Annotated in this window: 16 protein-coding genes and 2 pseudogenes; 10 read left to right on the forward strand and 8 right to left on the reverse strand. The window is 55.2% G+C overall.

The window, feature by feature from the left end:
* Positions 1 to 28: 28 nt before the first annotated feature.
* From murJ to trxA, 4 genes and pseudogenes are all read left to right on the forward strand, one after another.
* On the forward strand, positions 29 to 1,975 hold the full coding sequence (gene murJ, locus ACQQCD_RS06675) for a murein biosynthesis integral membrane protein MurJ (protein ID WP_430267617.1): 1,947 nt from the start codon (positions 29 to 31) through the stop codon (positions 1,973 to 1,975).
* Between the two features lie 152 nt (positions 1,976 to 2,127).
* Entirely contained in the window at positions 2,128 to 3,864 is a 1,737-nt protein-coding gene (locus ACQQCD_RS06680; RefSeq protein WP_430267618.1) for an ABC transporter substrate-binding protein, read from the forward strand.
* A 139-nt stretch (positions 3,865 to 4,003) separates the two neighbouring features.
* Positions 4,004 to 4,960 carry a thioredoxin-disulfide reductase gene (gene trxB, locus ACQQCD_RS06685; RefSeq protein WP_430267619.1) on the forward strand — a complete coding sequence of 319 codons (957 nt, stop codon included), beginning with the start codon at positions 4,004 to 4,006 and terminating at the stop codon, positions 4,958 to 4,960.
* A gap of 11 nt (positions 4,961 to 4,971) precedes the next feature.
* Positions 4,972 to 5,319, forward strand: a pseudogene (trxA, locus tag ACQQCD_RS06690) (thioredoxin); the annotation flags it as partial.
* A gap of 4,511 nt (positions 5,320 to 9,830) precedes the next feature.
* Here trxA and ACQQCD_RS06695 read toward each other — a convergent pair.
* The 8 genes from ACQQCD_RS06695 to rpmH all read right to left on the reverse strand — a co-directional run bounded on the left by ACQQCD_RS06695 (position 9,831) and on the right by rpmH (position 15,597).
* Complete coding sequence (locus ACQQCD_RS06695) at positions 9,831 to 11,171, reverse strand: ParB/RepB/Spo0J family partition protein (protein ID WP_430267620.1); 1,341 nt, start codon at positions 11,169 to 11,171, stop codon at positions 9,831 to 9,833.
* Positions 11,172 to 11,238: 67 nt separating this feature from the next.
* Positions 11,239 to 12,306, reverse strand: coding sequence for a ParA family protein (locus ACQQCD_RS06700; RefSeq protein WP_430267621.1), 1,068 nt, complete (start codon positions 12,304 to 12,306; stop codon positions 11,239 to 11,241).
* A gap of 89 nt (positions 12,307 to 12,395) precedes the next feature.
* Positions 12,396 to 13,046 (reverse strand): 16S rRNA (guanine(527)-N(7))-methyltransferase RsmG, encoded by a 651-nt coding sequence (rsmG, locus tag ACQQCD_RS06705; RefSeq protein ID WP_430267622.1) that lies wholly within the window; start codon positions 13,044 to 13,046, stop codon positions 12,396 to 12,398.
* 67 nt (positions 13,047 to 13,113) lie between these two features.
* Entirely contained in the window at positions 13,114 to 13,653 is a 540-nt protein-coding gene (locus tag ACQQCD_RS06710; RefSeq protein ID WP_430267623.1) for a protein jag, read from the reverse strand.
* A complete protein-coding gene (gene yidC / locus ACQQCD_RS06715) occupies positions 13,653 to 14,606 on the reverse strand; it encodes a membrane protein insertase YidC (RefSeq protein WP_430267624.1) in 954 nt (317 codons plus the stop codon). Before yidC ends, ACQQCD_RS06710 begins: the two co-directional genes overlap by 1 nt.
* A 17-nt stretch (positions 14,607 to 14,623) precedes the next feature.
* Positions 14,624 to 15,016, reverse strand: a complete 393-nt coding sequence (gene yidD, locus ACQQCD_RS06720) for a membrane protein insertion efficiency factor YidD (protein WP_430267625.1) — start codon at positions 15,014 to 15,016, stop codon at positions 14,624 to 14,626.
* Positions 15,009 to 15,419 (reverse strand): ribonuclease P protein component, encoded by a 411-nt coding sequence (gene rnpA / locus ACQQCD_RS06725; protein ID WP_430267626.1) that lies wholly within the window; start codon positions 15,417 to 15,419, stop codon positions 15,009 to 15,011. Before rnpA ends, yidD begins: the two co-directional genes overlap by 8 nt.
* Positions 15,420 to 15,459: 40 nt before the next feature.
* On the reverse strand, positions 15,460 to 15,597 hold the full coding sequence (gene rpmH / locus ACQQCD_RS06730; protein WP_003800212.1) for a 50S ribosomal protein L34: 138 nt from the start codon (positions 15,595 to 15,597) through the stop codon (positions 15,460 to 15,462).
* 486 nt (positions 15,598 to 16,083) lie between these two features.
* Between rpmH and dnaA the strand changes: the two genes are divergently transcribed.
* The 6 genes and pseudogenes from dnaA to gyrB all read left to right on the forward strand — a co-directional run bounded on the left by dnaA (position 16,084) and on the right by gyrB (position 24,229).
* Complete coding sequence (gene dnaA, locus ACQQCD_RS06735; RefSeq protein WP_430267627.1) at positions 16,084 to 17,502, forward strand: chromosomal replication initiator protein DnaA; 1,419 nt, start codon at positions 16,084 to 16,086, stop codon at positions 17,500 to 17,502.
* A 406-nt stretch (positions 17,503 to 17,908) separates the two neighbouring features.
* A complete protein-coding gene (gene dnaN, locus ACQQCD_RS06740; RefSeq protein ID WP_430267628.1) occupies positions 17,909 to 19,033 on the forward strand; it encodes a DNA polymerase III subunit beta in 1,125 nt (374 codons plus the stop codon).
* A 44-nt stretch (positions 19,034 to 19,077) separates the two neighbouring features.
* Positions 19,078 to 20,025 (forward strand): annotated as a pseudogene (gene gnd / locus ACQQCD_RS06745) (phosphogluconate dehydrogenase (NAD(+)-dependent, decarboxylating)); the annotation flags it as partial.
* 12 nt (positions 20,026 to 20,037) lie between these two features.
* Positions 20,038 to 21,246, forward strand: coding sequence for a DNA replication/repair protein RecF (gene recF / locus ACQQCD_RS06750; RefSeq protein WP_430267629.1), 1,209 nt, complete (start codon positions 20,038 to 20,040; stop codon positions 21,244 to 21,246).
* On the forward strand, positions 21,236 to 21,769 hold the full coding sequence (locus ACQQCD_RS06755) for a DUF721 domain-containing protein (RefSeq protein WP_430267630.1): 534 nt from the start codon (positions 21,236 to 21,238) through the stop codon (positions 21,767 to 21,769). Before recF ends, ACQQCD_RS06755 begins: the two co-directional genes overlap by 11 nt.
* A 480-nt stretch (positions 21,770 to 22,249) precedes the next feature.
* Complete coding sequence (gene gyrB / locus ACQQCD_RS06760) at positions 22,250 to 24,229, forward strand: DNA topoisomerase (ATP-hydrolyzing) subunit B (RefSeq protein WP_430267765.1); 1,980 nt, start codon at positions 22,250 to 22,252, stop codon at positions 24,227 to 24,229.
* The last annotated feature ends 64 nt before the right edge of the window (positions 24,230 to 24,293 follow it).

The following is a 24,293-nucleotide window of genomic DNA, read 5'->3' on the forward strand; positions in this document are numbered from 1 at the left end:
GCCAGTCGGCAGTGAGAGCATAGGACTGATGTCAGCTTCTAAACCCAGCCCCGCCATATCCAAACCGGCCGTAGTTGCCGGCGAGAGTCGTTCCAGCGCCATCATGGCAGCAGGGACGCTCATTTCGCGTGTTCTAGGCTTTGTGAAGTCATGGATGTTGATCGCCGCCCTGGGCTTGGGCTCCACCGTGACGGATACCTTCGTCAACGCTAATAACCTGCCTAACCTGATCTTCTTGTTGGTCGCTGGCGGGGTTTTCAACGCGGTTTTGGTCCCGCAAATCATTAAGGCGAGCAAAGCGTCCGACGGCGGTGCTGACTACATCAGCCGACTGTTGACTCTCGCTGTGATTGTGGTTCTTGGGCTCACCGTTTTGTTGACAGTTGCGGCGCCGTTGTTGATGCAACTCACCACAGAGAATTACACCGGTCCACAGATGACGTTGGCCGTAACCTTCGCGTATTTCTGTTTGCCGCAGATCTTCTTTTACGGCTTGTACGCCATGTTGACTCAAGTCCTCAACGCTCACGGCGCTTTTGGCCCTGCAATGTGGGCGCCGATTGTTAACAACATCGTGGCCATTGCTGGCTTAGGAATGTTTATTTGGCTGATGGGGGACAACGCCAGCAACCCTCACACAGTTGGCAATTGGGGCACCACGGAGACTTTGCTCGTGGCGGGGATGAGCACCCTGGGTGTGATCATCCAGACGGCTGTTTTGATGATCCCCGTAGCACGGCTCAAGCTAGGCCTTCGGCCTAAGTTCGGCTGGCGCGGTGTGGGTCTTGGTCAGGCAGCAAAGCTTGGTTTATGGACCTTGCTGACCGCGGCCGTGGGCCAACTGACCTTTTTGTACATCATGAAAATTGCCTCGATCCCCGGTGGTGCGCGGCAGCAATTGATGGAGGCCGGGGACCCGGGGTACAAGAATATTCCGGGCAACGCGGTACTGGAGATCGCAAGTCAGCTGTACTTGTTGCCGCATTCAATCATTGCGCTCTCACTGGCCACAGTCTTGTTCAACCGGATGACTCGTGCATCACTTGACGGTGACAAGCCTGGCCTTCGCAATGCGCTTTCGCATGGATTGCGAACCATGGCCGTGGCCACAGTTTTCAGCGCTTTGGCCCTCTTCGCTTTGGCTGGCCCTTTGGGGATGTTCTTTTCCGGCGGGGTGGGCCCGGATGGTGCCATGCTGGCTCAGACGCTCTCCATCTTGGCTCTGAGCACGCCGTTTATGAGCGCCAACTTTATGATGGCCCGGGTTTTTTACGCCAATGAGGACGCCAAAACTCCGTTCTTCATTCAATTGGCTTTGGGTGTTCTGAACGTGGTGGGGGCAGCGATTATTCAGTTCTTGCCCGCGGAGCGCATCATTTTTGCCATTGCCGTGCTGTACGCGGTGGGCAACATTCTGAGCGTGATTATTAGCGCCTACTTCTTGCGCCGGCTTTTGGGTCACTTAGATGGGCCGAAGGTGGCCAATTCTTACATTCGGATGGGTTACGCGGCTCTGGGATCGGCCATTGCTGGCAGCTTGGCTTTGTGGCTTTTGGGCAGCTACCGGGCCGATGGTTTTGTGTGGAGTTCCCGGCCTGCGGCGCTCGTGACAATTGTCGTCGTCGGGCCTGTGATGTTGGTGGTTTATCTACTGCTGCTCAAAGCCCTGCACGTGCACGAATTACGCGATTTGTTGGCGCCCTTACTTTCGCGCTTTGGCCGCGGCGCAGCGGTTACTGCTGGGCCTAGTTCCACCGGCACTTCGGCGGCATCCGCACCTGAGGTCAAACGCGCAACTGTCTCGGACGAAACCGGCCTGATTCCGCGGATCTCGGGAGAGTTTGATGCTTCGTCCTTCCGCGCCGGTCCGGCCGTTCAGGTAGAGCAGGAGCCTGCTCCTCGGGTGGGCCGCCATGGTTATCAGGGCAAGCCCGGAAGTAACCCTCATTTTCCGCAGGATTCCGGGGAAGAATAAGCCTGTTCGCAAAGTAGTGAATTTCCCAGTCTGGGATAGTAAATCCGCTAGGATCAGAAGCTAGTACTGACCATTTCTGCATCGCCGGAGCAATTGGGCTTCCGGTTGAGTTGCAATAAAGCCCCCGCTCATCGGGTGGACCAGGAGGAACCGTGACCACGCAGATCGATGTTGGGTCCGTGCTTGGCGGACGTTACAAAGTCACCGCCAATGTCTTGGTCTCACACGAGCAGGACTTGGTGCTGGACGGTATTGATCAGGTCCTGAACCGCCCGGTCAGCATTCTTGTGGCCGGTCCCGGTAACGGCGATCAGGTAGCCCAGAGTGCGCGCGAAGTTGCCACTGGCGAGCGTCCTGGCTCCATGCAGATCCTAGATCTGGGTGTGAGCGATGGAACCACGTATCTGATCACAAATCACAGTTCGGCCCCGGATCTTTTGGATCTTGTGGTGGCTACCAACCCGCCCTATGTTGAGCCGTTTTTTACTGACACTTTGGGCAGTGAAATTTTTGGCCAACCGCGTTCAAGCGAACCGGAAACCTATGACGGTTTATATGATGATCTGAAGGATCAGGGCGCGTACATTCAGTACCCCCAAACGCCAGCCGCTGAACCCTCAACTGCGGAGCAGTCACCGGCAACCGCACAGCCTTCAGCTGAACCGAGCGGCACCCAGGCTAGTAACTCGCGGAACTCTAGTGCCGGCGTCGTAGGTTCTGCAGCTGCCGTTGCGGGCGCGGCCGCTTATGGTGCCACCGCGCCGAAAACTCCCCCAACGCCTCCAACCGTCCACAAGGACAGCGAAACCCCTGCCCAGCCACCCACCGGGACCCGAGCGGATAACCCCACAGTGAGCGCCACTAAGAGCGCCCCTGAGAGCACACTTCCCGCTGCTTCCTCACCGTCTGAGGGTGCATCGTCGGAAAGCGCGACGACGAATATCGCCGCGGTGCCTAGGGCGGCTGCCGGGGCTGCTTCTGCTGCGGCCGCCCAGCCTAAAACGCAGGCCCAGCCGGCCAGCGATCCCAAAGTTTCGTTGTGGTCAGATGAGGACTACGACTTTGTTAATGAGGCGCACCACACGGAGTTTCAGCAGGGTGAGCCTGAGCAGGCGGAAGAGGCTGAAGATCAGCCTCAGCGTGAACATTCCGCTGGGCGTCTTGCTGGCCTTTTCCCCGCTGCCGCCCGTCAGAACTCTTTGGCAGAGGATGACTACTCGGAGGAATACGACGACGAGCCAGAGAAAGAGAACCGCTCCATGCGGTGGCTGGTTGGCGGAGTTTTGGCTGCCGTATTGATTGCAGCGTTGATTTTCGCTGTCACTAATTTGGGCAACATCTTTGGTGGTACGCCTTCAGCTACGGATACAACCACGTCTCAGACCACCTCAACTGCGCCTTCTACGGCTACTCAGAGCGCTACGCCAACAGCTCCCGCTACTGTGCCTCCGGCCATTGAAACCGTAACCCGTGAAGGCGATTTTCAGTTCGCCGCCACCTACGACGGTGATTTGGTTGCCACGTACGACGGAAATGCCGCCAGCTACTGGTCTGACATGGAGTTCGCCAACGACGCCTGGGGCGGTTACGCGAGTGATGTTCCCTTGGTGGTTAAACTCAAAGCGAACTCTGACATCAAGTCTGTGACCCTGGAGCAATTGGGTGGCTCTGGTGGTGCCGTTTCGATCTACACGAATGACAAACCAACCATGGATGGGGCTAAGCAGCAAGCCACCAACAGCTTCACAGGCCCGTCCTTGAACATGACGCTGAGCCAGCCTACTAAGGCTCAGTACGTGATTGTTGACATCACGGCATTGCCCAAGCTGGCAGCACCGAAGACTCGCTTTGGTTATGGTCTTCGTTTGGCCGAAATCAAAGTCCAGTAGTTCCGTTCCTTTCGGTACGCTGATACGGGCGAGGTTGTGTTCCGTCACTTTGTGGAATAGACCCGCGCTCTAGATAGTTGTGCCATGATGCCAGCGCATTTATGCGGGCGAGTCAACAAAGGAAGAGGTTCACCGTTCTGTGAGCACTGAAGCAAGCACCACAGCCGATGTCCGCGACGTTATTATCGTCGGTTCGGGTCCGTCGGGTTACACGGCCGCGATTTATACCGCACGGGCTAACCTGAAGCCGTTGTTGATCGCTGGTTCTGTCACAGCCGGCGGTGAGTTGATGAACACCACCGACGTTGAGAATTACCCTGGCTTCCCTGAAGGAGTTATGGGCCCTGACTTGATGGAGAACTTCGAGAAGCAGGCAGCACGCTTCGGTACCGAAATCGAGTTCGAGGACGTTGTTTCTCTAGAGCTCAACGGCGAAATCAAGTCGGTGACCACCGGAAGCGGCGATACCTACCGCGCCAAGGCGATTATTTTGTCCACCGGTTCTGCTTACCGCGAGCTAGGTTTGGAGAACGAAAAGCGTCTCTCCGGCCACGGCGTTAGTTGGTGCGCAACCTGTGACGGTTTCTTCTTCAAGGACCAGGACATCGCCGTGATCGGTGGTGGTGACTCCGCCATGGAAGAGGCTTTGTTCCTGACAAAGTTCGCAAAGTCCGTCACGGTGGTTCACCGCCGCGAAGAACTCAAAGCCTCCAAGATCATGGCCGACCGCGCTTTGGCACACGAAAAGATCAAGTTTGTGTGGAACAGTGCAGTTGCTGATGTTTTGGGCGAGGACAAAGTTACTGGGCTGAAACTTCGGAGCACTGTTGATGGCACCGAGTCTCAGTTGGACGTAACTGGTGTGTTCGTGGCGATCGGTAACGATCCTCGCGTAGACCTCGTCAAGGACGTACTTGAACTCACCGAGCAGGGGACCATCGCTGTAGATGGACGTTCTTCCAAGACCAGCTTGCCGGGCGTTTTTGCTGCCGGCGACGTTATTGACCCGAGCTACCGTCAAGCCATTACGGCTGCGGGATCGGGCTGTGTGGCTGCCTTGGATGTTGAGCACTACCTCGCCAACCACGGCGCCTAAGACCTGTTTCGAATACCGCTAAGGAGAACACTATGAGCAACGCAAAAGATGTGACCGACGCTAGTTTCAGCACCGATGTTTTGGCATCTGAGAAACCTGTAATTGTTGATTTCTGGGCAGAATGGTGCGGCCCCTGCCGCAAGCTTAGCCCCATTTTGGACGAGATTTCAGTGGAGTACGGGGACAAGGTTGAAGTTGTAAAGGTCAACGTTGATGACAACCCCGCCATCGCAGCCCAGTTTGGTATCACGTCAATCCCGGCCGTATACCTCTTCCAGGGTGGCGAAGTGAAGCACACCGTTATTGGTGCACGCCCCAAGCAGTTCTTCGAGAAGGAATTCTCTGACGTTCTGTCCTAAGACCGATCGGCCTTCACGGGTCTAGGTACGGTTTCGAAAGTCCGGATCCACTGCGTGTGGGTCCGGACTTTTCTTTTGCCTGAGTCTTGGTTTCACGTGAAACACTCGTCAGCGCCTGTGAACTGCCAAAGTCCATGAAGCTGGAGTGATAAATCTTGAATGCAACTGTTGTTGATCTCATCATTTCATTTGAGTAGCTCATCGTCCTCCAAATCAGTGTGACGCTTTTCCCTGGCTGGGGTAAGGGCGAAATGAACCCGGACTTCCCCATAGAGGGGCTCGTTTAACTCTGCCGATAGACCTCTTCGGCCTTCCTTCGACACCCTACGACCACGCACACGGCCACGGGCGCGGGTTCCACTGTCACCAGGCAGCCACCACGGACCGACCAAAGCCCCCTCTCCTCCTCGTCTCGAAGGTGTACATACTATGGAAGGTGTGAATAATCTCGACTGTGGGAGTGCGCCCGAACGTGGACGTACTCTCGCTCGTGCTCTAGTCTCGGTTGTGGTATCGGTCAGGTCTCACGCGTGGGCGTACTCATGGTCAGAGATTCTCCTTGATCAGTACCGACTGGTATAGATCCTTATTCGCGAACTCCACGCCGGTAATGGTGCGGCTTGTTTCACGTGAAACATCAGCCGAGAAGTCTGGCAAACGATGGCGGCGACCTAGAATCGTCCAAAATCCGGCTTTTGAACGAGGCGCAACTATAAGCGAACACTCGCTTTGGCCCTATGTGTTCTGACAAAAAACAGCGATCTTGCCAAATTTCGTCATGTCAATGTCGCTGAATGCATCAGAATGCACAGTGGGCAAGCACGAATCCAACCCTCCGAAGTCCATTCGGGCGATAACTTCCTAGGTCGGAACCCACCGATGCCGGTCCCTACGATGAGCCCGTTTCATCCACAATTTGCCACCACCTGCCTCACCCGACCTATACCGCACAGCAAAAGCATGGCTGATTTCAGTCGGACATTTTGACCTCAACCGGGCATTCCTGCCCGTGGAGCAACCGGCCGTTTTTGTTGGTGGCCCCTATGGCTGCCTGCAGGCTCCGATCAGCGTTACGGTCCACGGCGTAAGCCCACCGGCATAACAGCCGTAGAAGCGCTTCTAGCGGCCCTGTAGCGGCCAACCGCAGCCGGAGTGCATTGATGGTCCCGCTGGAATCCCACGGTCCGCGCCCTGAGCATGTCAGCGTCTCTCCTCCTGAACGGCTCTCGGTTCAAGCTCACACGGTTCAAGCGCACACAGTCCAACTCCACTCCACATGACCGTCTAAGAGCCCCGCGCAGGCTCCCAGGTGGGCCTCCGCGGTCTGTGTGGCCCACGAAGACTTCAACCGCTAATGAAGCAAACATTCAGCCGCATTTGGGCGGACGACCCGCGCATTCCTGACGCTTAGGCTGATGCGGAACGATCTGTTCGTCAAAGCTTCCGGTTGTAATGGGTCCGGCCGTGTCGTCGACTCGTAACACTTTTAGCTAATCGGGGAACAAAGACCCATAGGAACCCGCGGCTAGGTATTTCTGCTGCAGCCCATACTGTTTCACGTGAAACGCCCTACACCGGTGCATTCCTTCCACGGCCATGGCTCAGAATGGTTGCGCATTTTGATTGCTCATTCACGTCTCTACGCTTTGTTGGGAACACGAAAAGCCATGACGAGAAGTCCAAAGTATCGAGCCTAAAATTAGCCAGCGTCCACCGATCCAATAAGTGGGCATCGTTCCGGCCCTAGGTATCGCCAATGATGAGCACCTAGGTCCAACACAACCCACCCCATAGCCCGTGCAGACAAGTAGATCTATCAATTCTTCACTTCTTGTTTCACGTGAAACGTTGTGGCCTCAGGTGACCGGCTGTCCCTGGCTGAGCTCGATGTGCACAGCGGCGGACGCTCGCCAATTCAAGAATCGGAAACGACCTATTTGATTCACTCCTCATTGAACGATGAGGTCTCATGTCCCGGAACTATAACGAGTGCTTGCGCTAACGAGCTACCGCCCAATTGATGTCTTCACATGGACGTCTTCACCATGAATCCTTCACCCAGGTCATTGCTCTATCCGGAGCTGTCCCACACGATCAGTCACAGATTCAGGTACAAGGACAAACGCAGATAGAGAGTTACTGAGCAATGAAATGTCGCCGGCTAGCGAGAATGACCCACACGAGGCAAGAAGCGCGTGTCCCAGTTCGGGAGAAATGAGACGTCTGCGGCAAGCTACAAGTTTCCATAAAGGCGCCGTCAAGTTGTGCACAGACTCGTGGAGCAGTTATCCACAGAATAGTCTGCTGCTGTGGAGAACTTTCACCGTGCCGAATTCGGTCATTTGTTGAAGGTTAATTCATGTGTACTCCGAGTCAAGACTCAACGCCACCATCCGCCGCAGCCTGAGGTACCGCCAAACGAACAGGCAATGCTCATAACGCTCTCTTTGGACGTACTAGCCAGTAACTGCCGTAAATGCGTATGGATAAGCGACATTTGAGTGATTTTGCGCAGCATTTTCTATTCTATGAGCCAATTTTCCGTCCACCTCCGCTGTTTCACGTGAAACGATGCTTTCAGGGACTCATCGTCGCCACGCAGATAACCGTAGTGCCACCTTTAATCCATCAGCTGGCGATACATCCCTTGACGGGCCGCAATAGTCATCGACATCCGAAGTTGTGCACAGGTCTGTCACTAAATCCAGCGACGATATGCACAAAGTTATCCACAGCTGCCACACGCGGCATGGAATGGGGAACCCTCCCCACATACGTGCTTCCCGGCAGGCTCCCTGCACCCATGTGCCGCCTACCTGCCCGATCAAGAAAACGGTTAGGCCAGAGATTCGAGTAGCTGAGACACTGGTGTTCTAGAGAAATTCATTTTGGGCAAGACACCTGCCACAGCAGCTGCCAGATCGAGCCCCCGCTTGTTGCCTTGATGATCAATACCACACAAAACCGTAGCCACTGACGACGGCCCGCCTGCACGGTAGCCAGATCAGATTCTCAACTGCCCTTCCTCCTGTTACAGTCCTGGAACCGGCATAGCGCACAACGGTACTTACGTTGTTGGCAACGCAAGGTCAAGGCTTCAAGGCGGCCTGACACCCTAGGATGTAGGCGGCTGTGTCGTTCACAGTGCCGGATCCCACGGTTGCCCTATGACACAGCCAGCCAGCAGCCCTGAGGAGCTCGTATTGCCCCAGGGCTCGCACCCTCATAACTCCATTTATGGCGTCTGCCAGCAATCACTGCCACCCACCTTACTCAAGAGATTCAACATCACAGTCGAATGGTCGCCGCAGTACAAGGGCCCCACGCGCCGAAGGATGGGTGCACTGTGCGAAGGATGGGTGCTCTGTGCGAATAAGGGCACGGAGAAAATGCACTAGCAAGCACGGTCGTCGAGAGTTATTGTTTCGCGTGAAACGTCCACTTCAATTCGACGAGACTCCGCACGCCTTGCCTCGGGTAGGGGACAGGCTGTATGAACTACAGAAGACCTCCGGGTGCCATCCTTTGTTTCACGTGAAACCGCACCAGCCACAATGGGCGTTACCGGCGTCTGCTGGTCTAAAAGGCGCAATGGCCACCTCGTAGCGGTAGTTTCTGTCGATTAGGCGGCTAGGTTTCACGTGAAACGTCAATGGTTCTTGGCCGCCGCTCCTAAGAAGAACCTCCAGAATGCTTAGTCATGTGCTCTGCGCGTGGCTTGCTGAGTTGTGTCGGACCAGCACGTGCAGTCCAGAGAAAAGTCTTAAGCCAGATAGACGGCACGTGTGACTCAAGAATTCGGCCCTTAGTAGGGACCAGCGCAGGGAAATTGGCTAAGACCCGTCCTGCCTAGCCTGGGGCCAACCAAACTGCGCATTAGCGGGCGTCCATCCACCACGTAGATCCCGGCTGCCCTATCGCGTTTCACGTGAAACACACGCCTAATCCCACGTGCCCCGATCACTTCGGTCTGTAGGCCTCCACGGAGCACCGCAGCCTTCATATAAATGTGGCGAGGTCGGCCGCACGAAGCAGAGACCATCTATAAAATCACCTTCGCGCCCATAGCCAACTACTATGGTCTGCATGCGGGTCCACGCGAGGAACGGCACCTTACAAACGAACGGAAGCGATCTCCCGCCGGCCCTGGATGGCTTCCCAGGGTAAAGAGTAAGCCTGTACAACAGCAACTTATTCCTAATTAACATCCCGCGACGAAGTGTAGTCACGAATCCACGGATCCCTAGAAATATAATCCCTTCAGCCGCAGATCTCTCAATCGGTGCAATCTAGGCCTCAAATTTGAAGGAGATTGAGCGGGTGAGGGACGAATGATCTAAGGATCGGACTAACTTTCACCGTAGAAGGAACCCCACATTGCGCTCAGACCGCACCAGCAACACCTTTCGGGGAGCGTCCATACAGTGCAGCACTGAAACATACATGACGGTACCAAAAAGGCGGTGCATGTTTCACGTGAAACATGCACCGCCTAAAACTGGGGGACAGCGTCAGTTACCAGAACCAGGATTAATAACGTCCATAATACGGTTCAGGTCCTCAACGCTGGCGAATTCAATACTGACCTTACCCTTTCGGGCACCCAAAGTGATCTTCACATTGGTGTCCAAACGGTCGGACAGCGATGAGGCAAGGAAGTCCAGCCGTTCATGGCGAGCACCCGGCTTGGGAATAGCGCTCTTCTGAGGCGCTGCTGGATCCTGATACATGGACACTGCCTCTTCAGTGGCACGTACGGACATACCTTCCGCAACGATGCGTTGGGCGAGCCGTTCCATGGCCGCAGCGTCGGGCAGAGCCAAGAGTGCGCGGGCATGACCAGCCGACAATACTGCCGCGGCCACACGACGCTGTACTAGTGGCGGCAACTTGAGTAGACGAAGAGTGTTGGAGACCTGAGGGCGTGATCGGCCAATACGGTCAGCCAACTCCACATGAGTAGTTCCGAAGTCCTCGAGCAACTGCTGGTAAGCTGCTGCCTCTTCAAGCGGGTTCAGCTGACTGCGGTGAAGGTTCTCAAGCAAAGCATCACGCAGGAGATCATCATCTGTGGTGTCACGGATGATTGCTGGCACATGAGTGAGCCCGGCGGCCTGAGTTGCCCTCCACCGACGCTCACCCATCACCAACTCGTACGGTTCTCCACCTTCTTCGGTTGAAGAACGTACAACAATTGGCTGGAGGACGCCGATTTCACGAACGGAGTGGACCAGCTCCGCCATCTCGTCTTCATCGAAAACCTGGCGAGGCTGTTTTCGGTTCGGATGAATGTCATGGACCGGGATTTCGGCAAAACGTGCACCGGGAACTTCTACCAGATCGGGTCCGTCATCCTTGGAGCCCTGAAGATCGGCAGTCTGTGAAGCAGCGATCTCAGCGTCATCTGTGGCCGCGTTAGCGGAAGTCGCTGCCTTGCCGGCCGCGGCTTCCAATGCCTCAGCGGCATCGACTTTGGATGCGCTCTTCGACGCGACTGCTTTAGCGGCTCCTGCGGTCCCAGCGTTCTTGGTAGCGGCACCCCCAGCTTTGGTTCCGCTCTTGCTAGGAGCAGCCGAACCTGAACGAGCAGGAGCGCGCCCATTGGAAGCACGCTTAGCCGGTCGCTCAGCTAACAAAGCAGCAGTACTCCTAGCACCAGCCTGCCGGGCAGTGCTGGCAGCAGACTCCTCCGTACCTTCGGCAGCAGAACGTCCCTTGGGCTTTCGAGCATCCGGGAAAAACAAGTCCACAGGACGAGCAGCATTGGCCGGCGCGGATTCGTTCTCCGACGCTGGTGCGCTGGGGATGAGTGCGCCAAGACCGCGGCCAAGACCGCGTCGCTTTTCGCTCATGGGCTATTCCTCCAAAGAAAGTGCCAAGCGGTGCCCAGCTGAATGGAATGAAAGTACGTGTTGGATTCTACCGTTCAGCGATTTCCGCTGCGGCCTCAAGATAGGACAACGCGCCACTTGAAGACGGGTCGTAGGTCATAACCGTCTGCTGATAGCTCGGCGCTTCAGAGATACGTACCGAACGCGGTACAACGGCCTTGAGAACTTCCTTCGGGAAATGTTCACGAACCTCTGCAGCCACTTGGGCCGCCAAATTGGTCCTGCCGTCATACATGGTCAGCAATATCGTTGAAACACGAAGGTCAGCATTGAGGTGTTTCTGAATCATCTCAATGTTCTTGAGCAGCTGACTCAAACCTTCTAGTGCGTAATACTCACACTGGATGGGGATCAATACCTCGTTGGCTGCGCAGAATGCATTAACCGTGAGCAGACCAAGGCTCGGTGGGCAGTCAATAAACACAAAATCCAAACGCTCTTCGCCGTTAGCTTCGCGTTCCTTGGCATAAACATCAATGGCACGGCGCAGACGTTGTTCGCGGGCCACAAGAGAGACCAGCTCGATCTCGGCGCCGGCAAGGTGGATGGTGGCAGGAGCACAAATGAGCTTAGGAATGTCCGGGCACTGGGCTACAACTTCACCCAGGGGGACATCGTTGATCAGAACATCGTAGATTGAATCAACTTCGGCGTGGTGTTCAATTCCCAACGCGGTGGAAGCGTTACCCTGAGGGTCAATGTCAATGACCAGCACGTTCAAGCCAGCCGAGGCCAAAGCTGCAGCAATATTGACAGTGGTGGTGGTTTTACCAACACCACCCTTTTGATTGGAGACCGTAAAGGTTCGGGTCTGGGCAGGTCTGGGGAGCGGGCGCCCTAGTAGCTTCTCTCGTCGCCGTGTTTCACTGGCCAACTCACGTGCAATGGGACTCGAATCGTCCATATTGTCGATCACCGTGCCTCGCTTCCCTGCAGTTGTTTCACGTGAAACATTCGCAGATGTTCCACCTCGCACAACCGTTTTAGGTTGGGTTTGGGTGGATTTGGGCACGGGAACAGGGTTGGTCATTGCCCGTGCGGATCCCAACGATACAAACGGAGGGATGCGCTGGGCAGATGCCTCACTGCTGCTCAAAGTGCCACTCTCACTCTCAATTGGCCATGCTTGCCGCTATCTAGCCTAACTGCTTGGACCCCTGCTCTCCGGCCCCGCACTAAGCAAAGCTACTTATTGACCACAATCTTCACCACTGTGGTGGTCTCAGCCAACAGGCCTTCGCCCACTACTTCTACGGAAGTTTTAACGCCGCCCATACGCTTGATCACCTTGGCGGCTTTTTCAATTTCTTCCGCGGCGCTTTTGCCCTTAATAGCCACGACCTCGCCCTTGCCACCCAAGAGTGGAATGGTCAGTGCCACCAAACCAATCAGTGCCGACACCGCGCGGGCGGTGACAACGTCGACGTCGAGCTTTCCAACAAAAGCCTCAGCCCGGCCACGCAGGACAGTTACATTCTCAAGTCCTAAATCGTCCACCACTTCTTGAAGCCAAATACAACGGCGCTCAAGGGGCTCAATCAAGGTCAGTTCAAGATCAGGGCGGGCGATCGCCAAGCAAAGACCTGGCAAACCGGCCCCACTACCAACATCGGCAACTCGTGCCTTGGGAGCGATTTCAGATTCGATCACAGCACAGTTCAAGACGTGGCGGCTCCACAAACGCGGAACCTCACGCGGACCAATCAGGCCACGCTCAATACCGGACGTTGCGAGGTGCTGTACATAGCGAACAGCCAAAGGCAAACGCTCGCCAAATATCTGCTGAGCCGCAGTAAGTTCCACTCCAGCCAGCTCTACACCAGTCAGTTCAACCACTAATCCATTCCTTCGCTGTAGCGGTAGCGCACTCCCTTACACCAAGGTGCGCGGAAGAAAGCGGAATCTACTCTGCCGAAACCACAATGTGGCGGCCAGCGCCTTCGCCCTCGGATTCGCTCACAAAACCAAGATCAGCAACAACATCGTGAACAATCTTGCGCTCGTAAGCGCTCATAGGTTCAAGCGGCTTAGGTGCACCGCTGCTCTTCACCTCAGCCACAGCCTCTTCTGCAAGTTTCTGCAGGTAGCTGGCACGTTCCTTGCGGTAGCCGTTGATATCCAACACCAAACGAGACCGGTTGGCCGTTGCAGAAAGTACAGACAAACGGGTCAATTCCTGAAGAGCATCCAGTACCTCGCCGTCCTCACCTACAAGGGCCTCAAGGCTGGAGTTTTCATCTTCTGTCTCAATGGAGATGTAGGTACGTCCGTTACGGACCTCAATGTCAATATCACCATCGATATCGGCGATGTCTAGGAGTTCCTCAAGGTAATCGGCGGCGACGTCCCCCTCTTCTTCCAAGCGGCTCAACGGCGTTGACGCATCAACAGGTGCATCAACGGTGGCTTCTTCTTCCACGGCAGAGGTGCTCTCAACAGTCATTACTTCTTCTTCCTGTTCTTGCGCTGGGGCTGTACCCGCTGGCCCTTAGGCTGCTCGACTGCTGTCTCTTCTTCCACTGCCTTTTTACCCAGTGCGTTCAACGCAGGGAGGCCCTTAGCGGCACGGCGCTCGGCCAGTGCCTTCGCTGCGGGGGAGCCGGGAGTGGGCATACGACGAATAACAAAGAACTGCTGACCCATGGTCCACAAGTTGGTGGTGGTCCAGTAGATGAGGACACCAATGGGGAAGTTGATACCACCAATACCAAAGACCAAAGGAAGTACGTACAGCATCATTTTCTGCTGACGCATAAAGGGGCTAGCCAAGGCTTCTTCAGACATGTTCTTCGCCATGATCTGACGCTGAGTAATGAACTGCGAAGCCGTCATGGCCACAATCATGATGATGGACAACACCACAACGGCAACATTGCCGGCGCCGCCGTGCAGCAGAGCCGAGGAAAGTGGGGCACCGAAGATTGAGGACTGGTCAAACTGAACCACTTGCTCATGGCTCAGCGCACCAATGCCGTTGCCCTGTTCTTTGGCCTGAGAAATTCCGGATAGGACCTGGAACAAAGCGAAGAAGAACGGCATCTGGATCAGCATGGGCAAACAAGCCGAGAACGGGTTGGTGCCGTGCTTTTTGTACAGCGCCATCTGCTCTTGGGCCATGGCCTGGCGGGAAAGCTGATCAGTTTTACCCTTGTACTTGTCCTGCAGCTTCTTCAGATCAGGCTGAAGCAGCTGCATACCGCGCTGAGCCTTAATCTGCTTAACAAACACGGGGATCAGCGCAGCACGGATCACCAGCACCAGGCCAATGATGGACAGTGTCCAGGTCCAGCCAGATGCGGCAGGCATACCAATGAAGGTCAGCCCGTCGTGGAAGCCCAACATAATGATGGACACAAGCCACTTGAACGGGAACAAAATTGTTCCAAAGAAGTCCATATATTTTCCCTATTTCCTCAAGCCGCGCTGCGGCCGTCTTCATCAGACTGAACACCTAGGTACACGTCCGGATTGTTCAGTACAACAATTTGGGGGGTCTTTCCCTCAGACCAGTGACGGTGCCCAGCAGGGACGTGGTCCACTCCGCCATCATTCCAGGGGTGGCACTTCAGCAGTCTTTTGACGGCGAGCCAACTACCCTTAACGGCGCCATGCACCGTGACTGCTTCGAGCGCATAGGCCGAGCAGGAAGGAAAAAAACGGCATACCTGTCCGTAGAGGGGCGAAATCACCTTACGGTAGCCCTTAAGCAAACCAATAAGAATGTTCCGCGGCAGGTTCCAAATGAAGCTACCCACGCCGCTTTCGGGAACAGCAAAACGGACGACGTCGGAACGCGCCTCAGTCATGCTGTTTCCCTTCGTTTCGCGGAGACTTTGAAAATCCACCGGAATTTGAGGCCGATGGATTCGCTAAGCGTCGCAGGGTATGGGTCAACGCTGCATTGTAGTCAGCACTCAATTCCTGCCAAGAGGCCGCTGCGGCAGCCGGTAAGGCACGAACCACAATATTCAGACCAGTGCCATGTTCCTTGACGGTAATGGCAGCTGTTTCTCTCAGTCTCCTCTTAACGAGGTTCCTGACAACAGAGTTCCCAACACCCTTTGAAACGATGAACCCAATCTTGCTGGGCAGGCCGGAATCAATATTGGCCGTATATAACACTAAGTTCCGGCGTCCATTGCGGACGCCGGAACGTACAGTTGCTGAGAAATCGGCCGATGTTCTCAATCGGTTCTGGGTGGCTAGCACCTTAGATACAAAAGAGTTGTCTAGACCGATTGGTCAATATTTACGCCGAGAGTTCGGTGCGGCCCTTGCCACGACGGGCTGCCAAGATGGCACGGCCAGCACGAGTACGCATACGAAGACGGAAGCCGTGCTTCTTGGCACGACGGCGGTTATTCGGCTGAAAAGTCCGCTTGCTCACAGTAGTTGCTCCAGTAGGTCAATGGCGCGCCTACCGATATCAACTTGGGGAAGAAGAGGCCGGCGCTAAGTTTTTTGGTGCCCACCGCCCGGACCAGGCCAATCGCAAGCGTTCGGCGAACGGGGACCAGGGCAGAAAGTAGACACAAAGGACTTCACAACGTTAGGCCAATTCAAGGCGCCAAGTCAAACTGAACCATCCCTACTGGCCTATCCACACATGTGGTTATCAACACGTTAAGACCTGTGGATTACTACATCCAGATGCGCCCAAAGAGAACCACAACCGTGTAATTTTCCACAGGCTAAATCCCAGCTATCTTCTAGGGAGTCCATCCTTTACAGTTGCTCAGTAGCCGATTATCCACGGTCTGTGCATAACCCTGTGGAATACCGGGCCTGTGAGGACCGGAATGGCTACCCGGTATCCTCTCGAGGAACCCGGCTGATCGAATAAATGCGTATGACCGAGGTGTAGGGACTTTTGATGACAGTTGACGAGGCCGACCACGCGAACACTCTGGGAAGTTCCTGGCGGCGAGTAATTCGTCTTCTCGAAGAAGACCACCGTGTTTCGCCCCGACAACGTGGCTTCGTGATTTTGGCTCAAGCACAGGGTCTGATCGGTTCAACACTTCTTGTGGCTGTACCCAACGAACTCACTCGAGAAGTCCTGCAGACCCAGGTCAAGGACGCTCTCGACGACGCCCTCCGAGAAGTTTTCTCCGAAGACATCCGTTGTGCCATCGACGTAGACACCGACTTGGTTCCCGTCCATGTGGAGCCGGAACCCGTCGTCGTACCTAAAAACGCTGCTGAAAGCTCCGAACCCAAGCCGCAGCCCATGCTCCCCAGCACCTCACACGAATTTGGCCGGCTGAACCCCAAATATATTTTTGACACCTTTGTGATCGGTTCTTCGAACCGTTTTGCCCATGCAGCCGCTGTGGCTGTAGCCGAAGCGCCGGCAAAGGCGTACAACCCGTTGTTCATCTACGGCGATTCTGGTCTGGGTAAAACTCACTTGCTACATGCCATTGGCCATTACGCCGGGCGCTTGTACAGCGGAATCCGGGTTCGCTACGTCAATTCCGAAGAATTCACTAACGATTTCATCAACTCGATTCGTGACGACGAAGGCGCAAGCTTCAAAACCACGTACCGCAACGTTGACGTCCTGCTCATTGACGACATTCAGTTCCTGGCAGGCAAAGACCGGACGCTCGAAGAGTTCTTCCACACGTTCAATGCCCTGCACAACAACAACAAGCAAGTGGTTATCACCTCTGACCTGCCCCCCAAGCAGCTGGCAGGTTTTGAAGACCGCCTCAAGTCCCGCTTTGAATGGGGCCTCCTAACGGACATTCAGCCACCGGAATTAGAAACGCGTATTGCGATTCTGCGCAAAAAGGCTCTCAGCGAAGGTCTTTCTGCACCCGATGATGCTCTCGAATACATCGCCTCGAAGATTTCCAGCAACATCCGCGAGCTCGAAGGCGCGCTGATTCGCGTCACTGCCTTCGCTAGCTTGAATCGTCAGCCAGTAGATGTTGGGTTGGCGGAAATGGTTTTGAAGGACCTCATCACTGATGACGGAGCCCAAGAAATCACTTCGCAGCAGATCTTGGATCAGACGGCTGACTACTTCAAGCTCACGATGGAAGAGCTGTGCAGCAAATCCCGCACGCGCACCTTGGTAACCGCTCGCCAGATCGCCATGTACTTGTGCCGCGAACTGACAGACATGTCCCTACCCAAGATCGGCCAAGAACTTGGTGGACGTGATCACACCACGGTGATCCACGCTGACCGGAAGATTCGTGAACTGATGGCTGAGCGTCGTGTGATTTACAACCAAGTGACCGAGCTAACCAACCGAATTAAACAACAGCAGCGAGATTCCTGAGGCGCTCTCTCTACCTTATTAACAGCAGCATGTGGATAAGGCTGTGGATAGTTAAGTGGAGAACCGGCCTTGACCCCCTTAAAACCCTTAAGGTTGCTGTGGATCCCCTAAAACACGGAAATTTTTACCCACATCCACAGCCTGTTTAAACCCCAGTCTTCCCACACCAGACACACAGGGCTTAACCCCGAAAACGAACCGTGAGATCGAGTTATCCACAGTATCCACAGCAGTTATTAACACTACTAATCCCAAGAAAATGAAATCCCTCAAATAACAACCTCACTTGATCACCCCGGACCTGTTCTGGAACCCCACCAACCGAGCTTTGCCAATGGGTTTATTCTTGTAACTCCGGCTAAGCTGTCAGCAGCAAGCTCCTCGTAATGAAAGGCGGCACCCTTCCGTGAAGTTCAGAGTGGACCGGGATGTCCTGGCAGAAGCAGTCAGCTGGACCGCCCGCTCGTTGTCTCCGCGGCCGCCAGTTCCTGTACTTTCAGGTCTCCTTCTCAAAGCCGAAGCAGGCACCGTTAGCCTTTCCAGCTTTGACTACGAGACCTCAGCTCGTTTGGAAATTGCCGCAGATGTAAGCCAAGAAGGAACCATGTTGGTTTCCGGACGGCTCTTGGCAGATATTTGCCGAAGCCTTCCCTCAGCACCTGTTGACGTTGAAACCGACGGATCTCGAGTGACCTTGAGCTGCCGTCGAAGCAGCTTTCACTTGGCCACCATGCCAGAAGCTGAGTACCCCACACTTCCCACGCTGCCAACATTGAGTGGCACCGTCTCAGGCGACGCTTTCGCACAAGCTGTTTCCCAAGTGATCATTGCTGCGAGCAAAGATGACACTTTGCCCATCCTGACCGGTGTTCGGATGGAAATTGAAGATGATCTCATCACCCTTTTGGCCACTGACCGCTACCGTCTGGCCATGCGCGAATTGCCTTGGAAGCCGGTCACCCCGGGAATTTCTACGAGTGCTTTGGTCAAAGCCAAAACACTCAACGAAGTAGCTAAAACTCTTGGCGGTGCTGGGGACATCAACCTAGCCATTGCTGAAGATGACAGCCGTTTGATCGGTTTTGAAAGTGGCGGACGTACCACCACTTCACTTCTAGTTGACGGTGATTACCCCAAGATTCGTTCGCTGTTCCCCGATTCCACGCCCATCCACGCAACGGTTTCCACCCAAGAACTCGTTGAAGCGGTGCGCCGTGTATCCCTGGTTGCTGAACGAAACACCCCAGTCCGACTGGTCTTCACTCAAGGCCAACTCAACTTGGATGCCGGAACGGGCGAAGATGCCCAGGCCTCTGAAGAGCTCGAGGCACAACTCGTCGGTGATGACATCACCGTAGCGTTTAACCCTCACTACCTGATTGAAGGACTAGGTGTTATTGAAGCGAAGTTTGTTCGTTTCTCCTTCACCTCAGCCCCGAAGCCAGCCATGATCACTGCCCAAGCAGAAATTGATGGCGAAGATCAGGATGACTACCGGTATCTCGTGATGCCGGTACGTCTACCCAACTAGCTTGTTGACGCCCTAGGCCCTAGGCGCCGCACCAACAACAAGCTCACGAGCGAACAACAGGGCATCAAGCAATTCAGGAAAGAGTGATTTCTGTGCACATCGGTCTTATTGGACTTGGAAAAATGGGCTTCAACATGCGTGGGCGTCTGCGCAATGCTGGTATTGAAGTCACCGGGTTTGACCGCAATCCGGAAAAGACTGACGTGGCCACCGTCGATGAGCTGATTGCAGCTCTTCCCGCGCCTCGCTTGGTGTGGGTTATGGTTCCGGCTGGCGAAATTACTGACGCCGTTATCACCGAATTGGGTGGCAAACTCTCCGCTGGTGACATGATCATCGACGGCGGAAACTCACGCTTCACCGAAGACCAAAAGCACGCAACAGCGCTTGCCGAGAAGAACATCCGTTTTGTGGACTGTGGCGTTTCCGGTGGTGTGTGGGGTTTGGAGAACGGTTACGGCCTAATGGCCGGCGGGTCCGCCGAAGACATCGAGTTTGCACTTCCCGTTTTTGATGCACTCCGTCCCGAAGGTGAGCGTGCCGAAAGTTTTGTTCACGTTGGTGACGTAGGTGCCGGCCACTACGCAAAGATGGTGCACAACGGTATCGAATACGGCCTGATGCAGGCCTATGCCGAAGGCTACGAACTGCTCGAAGCCAAGGACATCATCAAGGATGTTCCTGGTACTTTCCGCGCATGGCAAAAGGGCACAGTTGTCCGTTCCTGGCTCCTTGACCTGATGGTCAAGGCTCTCGATGAAGATCCCGAATTGAGCCAGATCGCTGGGTACGTTGAGGATTCCGGAGAAGGCCGCTGGACCGTTGAGGAAGCCATCGCTAACTCGGTGCCCGCCCCGGCTATCACTGCCTCGCTCTTTGCCCGCTTCGCCTCGCGCCAAGATGATTCACCCGCTATGAAAATGGTTTCTGCTTTGCGTAACCAGTTCGGCGGCCACGCGGTTAAGAAGCCGGGCGAGACAAGCGCTAAGTAACGTGCACACGGCGTGTATCTAGAAAACCTACAGCTCACCGATTTCCGCAGTTACGCGGAAGTAGATGTCCAGCTTGGTCCAGGAGTTACGGTTCTGGTGGGCTCCAACGGGATTGGTAAAACCAACCTGATGGAGGCCATCGGATACCTCTCCACACTGAGCTCACATCGAGTGAGCTCGGACGCACCGCTCCTACGATTTGGCACCGAACGGGCCATGATTCGTGGGACTTTGGTGCGCGGGAATCGATCCTTGGTTCTTGAAGTAGAGATCAATGCCGGACGGGCCAACCGGGCGCGGATTAATCGAGCTAATCCGGTCCGGGCCCGGGATGTACTGGGATTGTGCCGCACCGTTCTCTTTGCCCCCGAGGATTTGTCCTTGGTCAAGGGTGATCCCTCACATCGGCGCCGCTTTTTGGATGAACTGCTGGTGACGTTGTTGCCTCGCCATGCGGCCACTCGCAGTGACTACGAGCGGGTCCTCAAACAACGCAATGCCTTGCTGAAATCTGCGAGGGCATCCCGATCTCGCGGCGGTTTCGATGAGACGTTGGACGTTTGGGATCAACATTTGGCCCAGACGGGTGCAGCACTATTGCACGCTCGCTTGCAATTGGTTGAGCTATTGCAGCCCCACGTGGATACCGCTTACGCGGCACTCACTGATGGGTCCAAAATCGCTCGACTGCGATACATTTCCTCTATTGAGCCGGCCGCGCAGGGTTTTTCCTTCCCTGAACACATGGACGACGACGGCACTGAAGTACCGTCGTCGGGCTCAGAAACTGAGCAACTTTCCAATAAATCCGTGGACGAGCTTGCTGCCCAGTACCTGGCCGCCCTAGCCGCGTCACGTCGTCGGGAACTTGAACGCGGGTTGTCTCTCGTTGGACCACACCGAGACGAGCTCGAAGTTTTGTTGGGTACAGCACCGGCCAAGGGGTACGCATCACACGGGGAAACCTGGTCCATGGCCTTGGCCCTGCGGCTAGCGTCCTATTACGTGATGTTGGATGACGATATGGATGCTGGGGCTGCCCCCATCCTGATCTTGGACGATGTTTTTGCTGAGTTGGATGTTGAAAGGCGCCGTAAACTCGCCGTTATTGTGGCCGGCGCGGAACAAGTCCTTGTCACAGCGGCCGTAGATGCAGACATTCCGCCGGAGCTATCCGGCCGCCGGGTAAAAGTTATCCCCGGGGGCATAGATGAGCACTGAACCAGAGGACGTTGACGCTGCCCAAGCTGCCCTAAACCGTGTCAGAGATGCGGCCGCCGCACGAGGTGAGGTCCGGCGTCGTTATCCTGGAACTTCCTCAGCCAGTAAAAAGACCAGCAACAGCAGGTATGGGTCCACCCGAGGTTTTGGGCAATTTCACGGTCAAGGGAGGGACCCCTTGGGCTTGGGTAAAGTTGTAGGGCGATTGGTTGCAGAGCGCGGCTGGACTTCCCCGGTAGCCGTTGGGTCAGTGATGGCGCAATGGCCCGCATTAGTGGGCCCGGAAATTGCTGCACATTGCACTCCAGAAAGTTTTGAAGCCACCACTCTTCACGTTCGTTGTGACTCGACGGCATGGGCTACTCAATTACGATTGCTGCGCGGAAGCCTCCTGGAATCGTTCAGGAAGGAACTGGGCGAAGGTGTGGTGACCAAAATCGAGGTGCTGGGACCCGCCGCACCGTCCTGGCGCAAGGGACGCCGCACGGTTAATGGCAGAGGTCCCCGAGATACCTACGGATAGAGCCGGATTCTTCCATCGTTTGGTGCCAACTCTTGATAATTGACCAAAGGGCGTGTAGCGCCTGAAAACGCCGAAGTGCGTATCCGGCCCCAGTCGAGGTCTGTTTAATCGGCTGCAGGTGCACTTATTGGCCTCTCATGGCTATGTTTAGTCCCATTTGGCGGTCTAAAATGCGGGCAAAGTGGCTACTCCACGGTAGAATTGGCGTGATAACTAAGCGACGAATCCGCGTCCGTGGCATCGTCGCTGATGGTTTGTGCCAGCTTGACCATGGAATTTCCGGACCCCGGAGTGTGCCTGGCGGGCGGCCACCTAGCAATAGAGGAGTCGAAAGCGCCAGTGGCTAACGACAATACAGACACCAGTACGCCCTCGGAACCGGAAGAAAGCGCCGCAGCTGTTGAAGTTCCGGCCGTTGTACCAGCGGCAGAAAGCGCTCCAGAGAGCGCCCCGAGAGAGTATGGCGCTAGCGATATTACGGTGCTTGAAGGGCTAGAAGCCGTTCGCAAACGCCCTGGTATGTACATCGGTTCTACTGGTCCTCGCGGCCTCCACCACTTGGTATATGAAGTAGTGGATAACTCCGTTGATGAGGCCCTGGCTGGCTATTGCGATCACATTGAGATCACTCTCCAGGCCGACGGTGGCGTCAAAGTTGTAGACAATGGGCGCGGTATCCCGGTAGACATCCACCCCACCGAAGGCAAGCCGACCGTCGAAGTGGTTATGACCATTTTGCACGCAGGTGGAAAGTTCGGCGGCGGCGGATACGCGGTCTCTGGTGGTCTGCACGGTGTTGGTATCTCAGTAGTTAACGCCCTCTCGAGTCGCGTAGATACTGAAGTTCGCCGCCAGGGGCACGCATGGAGGATGAGTTTTGTCGATGGCGGTAAGCCTCAGGGTGGACTGGTCAAGGGTGAAGAGACTGAAGCTACCGGTACCACTCAGACCTTCTACCCGGACGCTTCAATCTTCGAATCCACTGAATTCGACTTCGAAACGCTTCGCGCGCGATTCCAGCAAATGGCCTTCTTGAACAAGGGCCTTCGCATCACCTTGACGGACGAGCGCATTCCTGAAAACGCTGCGCTGACCGAATCCGACACCGACTTGGACCTGGACAATGTGGTTCGCGAAGGTGAAGTTGGCGAAGGTCACCGCTCGGTGGTTTACCAGTACGACAACGGCCTGTTGGACTATGTGGTGCACCTCAACTCCTCCAAAAAAGCTGAGCTGGTTCACGAGGACGTTATTTCCTTCGAAACCGAAGACAAAGAACGCGAAATTTCCCTCGAAATGGCTATGCAGTGGACCACCGCATACTCAGAAAGCGTTCACACATACGCGAACACCATCAATACTCATGAAGGTGGAACGCACGAAGAAGGCTTCCGGGCAGCGATGACTTCACTCATTAACCGCTACGCCCGCGAAAAGTCCATCATCAAAGAAAAGGAAGAAAATCTCACGGGTGATGACATCCGTGAAGGTTTGACTGCCGTTATTTCCGTGAAGTTGGGCGAGCCCCAGTTTGAAGGTCAGACCAAAACCAAGCTTGGAAATTCCGAGGTCAAGGGTTTTGTTCAGCGAGTTGTGACCGATCAACTCGGGGACTGGCTGGAACGGAATCCGGGTCCGGCACGCGACGTCATCCGCAAAGCCATTTCCGCAGCTCAAGCACGTATGGCTGCCCGCAAGGCCCGCGATAATGCCCGCCGTAAGAGTCCCCTGGAATCATTTGGTATGCCCGGAAAGCTTTCCGACTGCTCATCCAAGGATCCCTCGCGTTGTGAGGTTTACATGGTGGAGGGTGACTCCGCAGGTGGTTCGGCCAAACGAGGCCGGAACCCGGAAACCCAGGCCATCCTGCCTTTGCGCGGAAAAATCCTCAACGTTGAACGAGCCCGCTTGGACAAGGCTTTGGGTAATGCCGAAGTTCAGTCCATGATCACGGCTTTTGGTACGGGTATTGGCGAAGACTTCGACATCACCAAGTTGCGGTATCACAAGATCGTTTTGATGGCCGATGCTGATGTTGATGGTCAGCACATCACTACCTTGTTGCTGACCTTGTTGTTCCGCTACATGCGCCCGCTGATTGAAAACGGCTATGTGTACTTGGCCCAGCCACCGCTGTACCGCATCAAGTGGTCCAATGCCGATCACGACTACGTGTTTAGTGACGCCGAGCGAGACGCCACTGTAGCCAAGGGTCTTGCCTCCAACAAGCGTTTGCCCAAGGACAACGGTATTCAGCGCTACAAGGGCCTGGGTGAGATGGACTACACCGAGTTGTGGGATACCACCATGGATCCGGACCACCGCACCCTTCTGCAAGTCACCATGGATGACGCACTCGCCGCGGATCAGATCTTCACCGTTTTGATGGGTGAAGACGTGGAATCGCGTCGCAACTTTATTCAGCAGAACGCCAAGGACGTCAGGTTCCTGGATATCTAGTCAGCGCCACACGCGCACTAATATTCCCGAACCGATATATACCTGGAATGGAAACTATTAAGTT

The sequence above is a fragment of the Pseudarthrobacter sp. J1763 genome, assembly GCF_050490295.1.
In the GTDB taxonomy this organism is placed as follows: domain Bacteria; phylum Actinomycetota; class Actinomycetes; order Actinomycetales; family Micrococcaceae; genus JBNPEO01.

Excerpts from the sequence above, each read along its gene's own strand:
- murJ (WP_430267617.1), top strand. The coding sequence starts at position 29 with ATGTCAGCTTCTAAACCCAGCCCCGCCATATCCAAACCGGCCGTAGTT.
- ACQQCD_RS06695 (WP_430267620.1), bottom strand. The coding sequence starts at position 11,171 with ATGAGCGAAAAGCGACGCGGTCTTGGCCGCGGTCTTGGCGCACTCATC.
- ACQQCD_RS06710 (WP_430267623.1), bottom strand. The coding sequence starts at position 13,653 with ATGACTGTTGAGAGCACCTCTGCCGTGGAAGAAGAAGCCACCGTTGAT.
- yidC (WP_430267624.1), bottom strand. The coding sequence starts at position 14,606 with ATGGACTTCTTTGGAACAATTTTGTTCCCGTTCAAGTGGCTTGTGTCC.
- yidD (WP_430267625.1), bottom strand. The coding sequence starts at position 15,016 with ATGACTGAGGCGCGTTCCGACGTCGTCCGTTTTGCTGTTCCCGAAAGC.
- dnaA (WP_430267627.1), top strand. The coding sequence starts at position 16,084 with ATGACAGTTGACGAGGCCGACCACGCGAACACTCTGGGAAGTTCCTGG.
- ACQQCD_RS06755 (WP_430267630.1), top strand. The coding sequence starts at position 21,236 with ATGAGCACTGAACCAGAGGACGTTGACGCTGCCCAAGCTGCCCTAAAC.